Source organism: Streptomyces sp. CBMA123 (genome assembly GCF_014596465.1).
GTDB lineage: Bacteria > Actinomycetota > Actinomycetes > Streptomycetales > Streptomycetaceae > Kitasatospora.
On sequence record NZ_MECK01000336.1, the window covers coordinates 1 to 5048 of the forward strand.

The following is a 5048-nucleotide window of genomic DNA, read 5'->3' on the forward strand; positions in this document are numbered from 1 at the left end:
CCGGGCGTCGGCGGCGCGGTCGCCGACCCGCAGCAGCCGGTCGGCGGCGGCGGCCGCGCCGGGTGCGGCCAGGTCGAGCACATGCCCGGCCGGGAAGCCCGTGCCGCGCAGGCCCATGGTCCGCCACATCCGCCAGTCGCCGGACGGCAGGGGCACCAGGTGGCCGCCGGGGTCGGTCACAGCTCGCCGTCCTCTCGGGACGCGTCGGCGGCGGCGCCTTCCTTGGCCCACAGCAGCGCGTCGATGATCGCGGCGCCCTGGGCGACGGTGCGGGTCTGCATCACGCTGCGGACCGGGACGTCGACGCCGAGGGCGTCCCGGACGCCGGAGATGAGCTGGACGGCCAGCAGCGAGTGCCCGCCCAGGTCGTAGAAGTCGTCCTCGATGCCGATGGGTTCGACGCCGAGCACCTCGGACCAGATCTTGGCCAGGGCGCGTTCGGTGTCGGTGCGGGGTGCCACGTAGCCGGTCAGGGCGTCCTCCTCGGTTGCGGCGTCGCGGGCCGCGCGCCGGGTCAGCAGTTCGGCCGGGCAGAGCTCGGCGACGGGGGTGTCGGGCCGGTCCAGGAGGTCGTCCAGGACGGTCCGGTAGTGCGCCGCCAGCTGCTCCGCGGTGGCGGCGGTGAAGATGTCGGTGCTGTACTCCAGGGCCGCGTGCAGGTCGGGCCCGGCGTCCACGAGGGTGAGCATCAGCTCGTACTGGGCGGTGCGGTGCGCCAGCGGGTACGGCGCCAGGCGCAGCTGCCCCCAGGTGGCGGCGGCGCCGTCGGCGGTGCCGAGCACGAAGCCGGCGGTCTCGGCGTGGGCGTGCGGCCGCTGCAGCACGAAGACCGCCTGGAACAGCGGGTTGCGGCCGGGCTCGCGGCGCGGTTGCACCGTCTCCAGGACGAGGGACATCGGGTACGCCTGGTGGTCCAGGGCGGCCAGCACGGTGCGGTGCAGCCGGGCGGTGAAGGCGCGGGGCGTCACGCCGTCCTCGAAGCCGGCCCGGACGGCGACCATGTTGGTGAAGTAGCCGACGGTGTCCTCGGCGTCCTTGGCGCCCCGGTTGGCGGCGGCGGTGCCGACGATCAGCTCCGACTGGCCGCCGGCGTGGTGCAGGGCGATCTGGAAGGCCGCCAGCAGCACGGTGTAGAGCGTGGTGCCGGTCTCCTGGGCGAGGGCGCGCAGCCGGGCGGTCCGCTCGGCGTCGACCTGGAACGGGATCCGCGCGCCCCGGTAGCTGGGGGCCGCCGGGTGCGGCGCGTCCAGCGGGAGGTCGAGCAGCGGCAGCGGCCCGGCGAGTTCCTCGCGCCAGTAGGCCTGGAGGGCCTCGCCGGCGGGCCCGGCCAGCAGTCGGCGCTCGCGGCTGACCTGGTCGGCGTAGCGGCCGGCCGGGGCGGTCCGCTCCGGCGTGGTGCCGGCGGCCAGGGCGGTGTAGCGGCGGCCGAGTTCGGCGGTCAGGTTGACCATCGACCAGAGGTCGGCGGCGATGTGGTGGACGGTCAGCAGCAGGACGTGGGCGTCCTGGGCGCGGACCAGCAGGTCGGCCCGGAGCACCGGATCGTGGGCCAGGTCGAAGGGGCGGCGGGCGAGCGCGGAGAGCCGCTCGGACAGCTGCTCCGGGTCGTCCCCGGTGGCGTCGGTGACCCGCAGTTCGATCGGGTCCGCGCTGAGCACGGGGACGGTCTCGCCGCCGCTCACCCGGTAGCGGGTGCGCAGCGTCTCGTGCCGGTCGGCGACCTGGCGCAGGGCGGTGCCCAGCGCCTCGGTGTCCAGCGGGCCGGTCAGCTCCAGGGCGACCGGGATGTTGTAGGCGGAGGCGGCCGGGTCCTGCTGCTGGACGTGCCAGATCGAGCGCTGGCCCAGGGTCATGCCGGGGCCCTCGGCGGCCGCGCCGTCGGCGGGGCCGGACCGCGGCTCGTCGAGTGGGGTGGCCGCGGCGGCGAGGGCGTCGAGGTCGGCGCCGCCGAGCATCAGGCTGAGCGGCAGTTCGACGCCGAGGTCCTCGCGGATCCGGTTGGCGAGCAGGACGGCGGCCAGCGAGTCGATGCCCAGGCTGGTGAGCGGCACCCCGGTGGTGGCGACCTGCCCGGCGGCGCCGCCGAGTGCGTCGGCGATCCGCTGCCGCAGCACCCGGTGGACGAGCGCGGTGCGCTCGGCCGGGGCCAGCGCGGCCACCTCGGCCGGGCCGGGCAGGGTCTCGGCGGCCGCCCGGGACGGGCCGCCGCCGAGCGGCTCGAACTCCCCGGCGGCGTAGCGCTGTCGGCTGAGCGAGCGCTGGATCTTGCCGCTGGTGGTCTTGGGGACGGTGCCGGGCCGGAGCAGCAGCACCTCGTGGACGGCGACGTCGCAGCGGTCCATCACCGCGGCGCGCACGGCCGCGGTGGCCTCGGCGACGTCGAGGGTGGCCAGTGCGCGGCCCTCGACCTCCTGGAGGACGACGAGCACCTGCTCGCCGTCGTGCTCGGCGGCGACGGCGGCGCCGCAGCCGGACCGGAAGGCGGGGTGGGCGTCCTCGACGGCGAGTTCGACGTCGGTGGGGTAGAAGTTGCGGCCGCGGACGATGATCAGGTCCTTGCTGCGGCCGGTCACGTACAGCTCGCCGTCGGCGAGGAAGCCGAGGTCGCCGGTGCGCAGCCAGTCGCGCGGGTCGGTGTCGTCCTGGCCGGCCGGGCGGGCGGCGAAGACCTCCGCGGTGGTGTCCGGGTTGTCCCAGTAGCCGCGGGCGACGCTCGGGCCGTGCACCCAGATCTCGCCGACCCGGCGCTCGGGCAGCGGCTGCTTGGTGGCGGGATCGACGATCAGCAGCTGCTGGTCGTCGGCGGGCCGGCCGGTGCCGACCAGGGCGCGGGCCGGGCGGTCGGTGCCGGGGGTCTCGGCCCGGCCGGCTTCCAGACCGGCGGCGTCCACCTCCAGGACGGTCGGCTCGGCGGCGGCCGGGGTGCCGGTGACGAACAGGGTCGCCTCGGCCATGCCGTAGCAGGGCAGGAAGCTGCTGCGGCGGAAGCCGCAGTCCGCGAAGGCCGCCTCGAAGGCGTCCAGGGTCGCGGCGCGGATCGGCTCGGCGCCGTTGAAGGCCACCCGCCAGGTGCTGAGGTCGAGTTCGGCGCGGTCCGCGTCGGTGGCCAGCCGGGCGCACATCTCGTACGCGAAGTTGGGGCCGCCGCTGAGTTCGGCGCCCTCGGCGGAGATGGCCCGCAGCCACTGCATCGGGCGGCGCAGGAAGCTCATCGGGGACATCAGGGTGACCGGGAAGCCCGCGTACAGCGGGGTGAGGATGCCGCCGATCAGGCCCATGTCGTGGTACGGCGGGAGCCAGACCACGGCGCTGGTCTCCTCGTGGCAGTCGAACGCCTCGCTGATCATGCGGAGGTTGTGCAGCAGGTTGCCGTGGCTGAGCATCACGCCCTTGGGCGCCGCGGTGGAGCCCGAGGTGTACTGCAGGAAGGCGGGGCTGTCGGTGTCCGGCCGGTGGCCGCTCCACCGGTCGGCGAGCCCGGCGTCCAGCCCGTCGGTGGCGGCGGTGCGCAGCCCGTCCAGGCCGAGTCCGGCGCCGTCGCGGCCGAGCAGGTCGAGCACCGGGGTGACGGTGAGGGCGAAGCCGGCCCGGGCGTCGGCGGCGATCGAGCCGAGCCGGGAGGCGTTGCGCAGGGAGCGCGGCGGGTAGACCGGGACGGGCACGACCCCGGCGTAGAGGGCGCCGAAGAAGGCCCTGACGTAGTCCAGGCCCGGCGGGTAGAGCAGCAGGGCGCGGTCGGTTGCGGCGGCGCCCTGCTCGCGCAGCAGGCCGGCCACCGTACGGGCGTCGCGGTCCAGTTCGGCGTAGCTGATGGTCTCGGCGGTGTCGCCGTCGCCGAGGAAGCGGTAGGCGGTGCGCTCCGGGGCCGCTTCGGCCCGGCCGCGCAGCAGCCCGACGAGGGTCGAGGTCATCAGCGGGTTCCCCCCTGGTCGGTGGTCGGGCCGCGGTGGCTCGCGGCCGCGGCCACCTCGGCGCGCCGGATCTTGCCGGACGAGGTCTTCGGGAGCGCGGCGGTGAACTCGACGCCGCCGGGCACCTGGTGCGGCTGGAGCCGTTCCCGGCACCAGGCGCTGAGTTCGGCCGCGGTGAGCGCTCCGGTGGCCACCACGGTGGCCCGCACGCGCTGGCCGCCGTCCGCGAGGGTCTCGCCCCACACGGCGGCCTCGGTGAGCAGCGGGTGGTCGAGCAGGACCCGCTCGACCTCCACCGGATTGACCTTCTTGCCGCCGACGTTGACGAAGGTGTCCTTGCGGCCGATCAGGTGCAGCCGGCCGGCGTCGTCGAGCCGGGCGAGGTCGCCGGTGCGGTACCAGCCGTCGTGCAGCACGGCGGCGGTGGTCTCCGGCCGGTCCAGGTAGCCGAGGAACATGGCGGGGGTGCGGACCAGCAGCAGGCCCTCCGCGCCGGGGGCGACGTCGCGGTCGGCGTCGTCGACCAGCCGCAGGTCCACGCCGGGGACGGGCCGGCCGACGCCGTCGGCGCCGGCCGCGCCGGCCGCGGTGTCGGCCTCCGGCCGCCGGCAGGCGATGATCCCGGCCTCGGTGCAGCCGTAGACCTCGCTGACCCGGACGCCGAAGCGGTCGGCGAACCGGTCGGCGGTGTCCGGGTGCAGGGCCGCCCCGGAGGACAGGCAGAGCCGCAGCGGCAGCGGGCCCGCCGCGGCGCTCGCGCCGGCCGAGCGGGTCAGCAGGTCGCAGGCGAGCGGGGTGGCGACCAGCACGGTGGCGCCGGTGCGCTCCAGTTCGGCGACGAGCCGGCCGGGGGTGAAGCGGCCGAGCAGCACCAGCCGGGCGCCGGTCAGCAGCGAGGTGACCAGGCCGGCGACCATCCCGAAGGAGTGCAGCAGCGGTACGGCCGTCAGCACGGTGTCCTGCGGGCCGTAGCCGAAGGAGGCGCGGTAGATCAGGCCGCCCTGCACCAGGTTGTGCTGGGTGTGCACGGCCGCCTTGGGCTCCCCGGTGGAGCCGGAGCTGAACTGGTGCAGGAACGGGGCGTCGCCGTCCGGCTCGGCCGGGGCCGGCCGCTCGGCCTCGCCGGCCTGGGGCAGT

The 5048-nt window shown here is 76.2% G+C and carries 3 protein-coding genes; all 3 read right to left on the bottom strand.

Going from position 1 to position 5048, the window contains the following annotated elements; all coding sequences use genetic code 11:
• Nucleotides 1-180 (bottom strand): hypothetical protein (locus tag BG452_RS29710; protein ID WP_188307445.1); only part of this gene is annotated, 180 nt, incomplete at its 3' end.
• A complete protein-coding gene (locus BG452_RS47285) occupies nt 177-3911 on the bottom strand; it encodes a condensation domain-containing protein (RefSeq protein WP_188307446.1) in 3735 nt (1244 codons plus the stop codon). The genes BG452_RS29710 and BG452_RS47285, both read right to left, overlap by 4 nt.
• Nucleotides 3911-5048 (bottom strand): class I adenylate-forming enzyme family protein (locus BG452_RS29720; protein ID WP_188307447.1); only part of this gene is annotated, 1138 nt, incomplete at its 5' end. The genes BG452_RS29720 and BG452_RS47285, both read right to left, overlap by 1 nt.

Bases quoted from the DNA above. Each gene is read 5' to 3' on its own strand.
- BG452_RS47285 (WP_188307446.1), bottom strand. From the start codon at position 3,911: ATGACCTCGACCCTCGTCGGGCTGCTGCGCGGCCGGGCCGAAGCGGCC.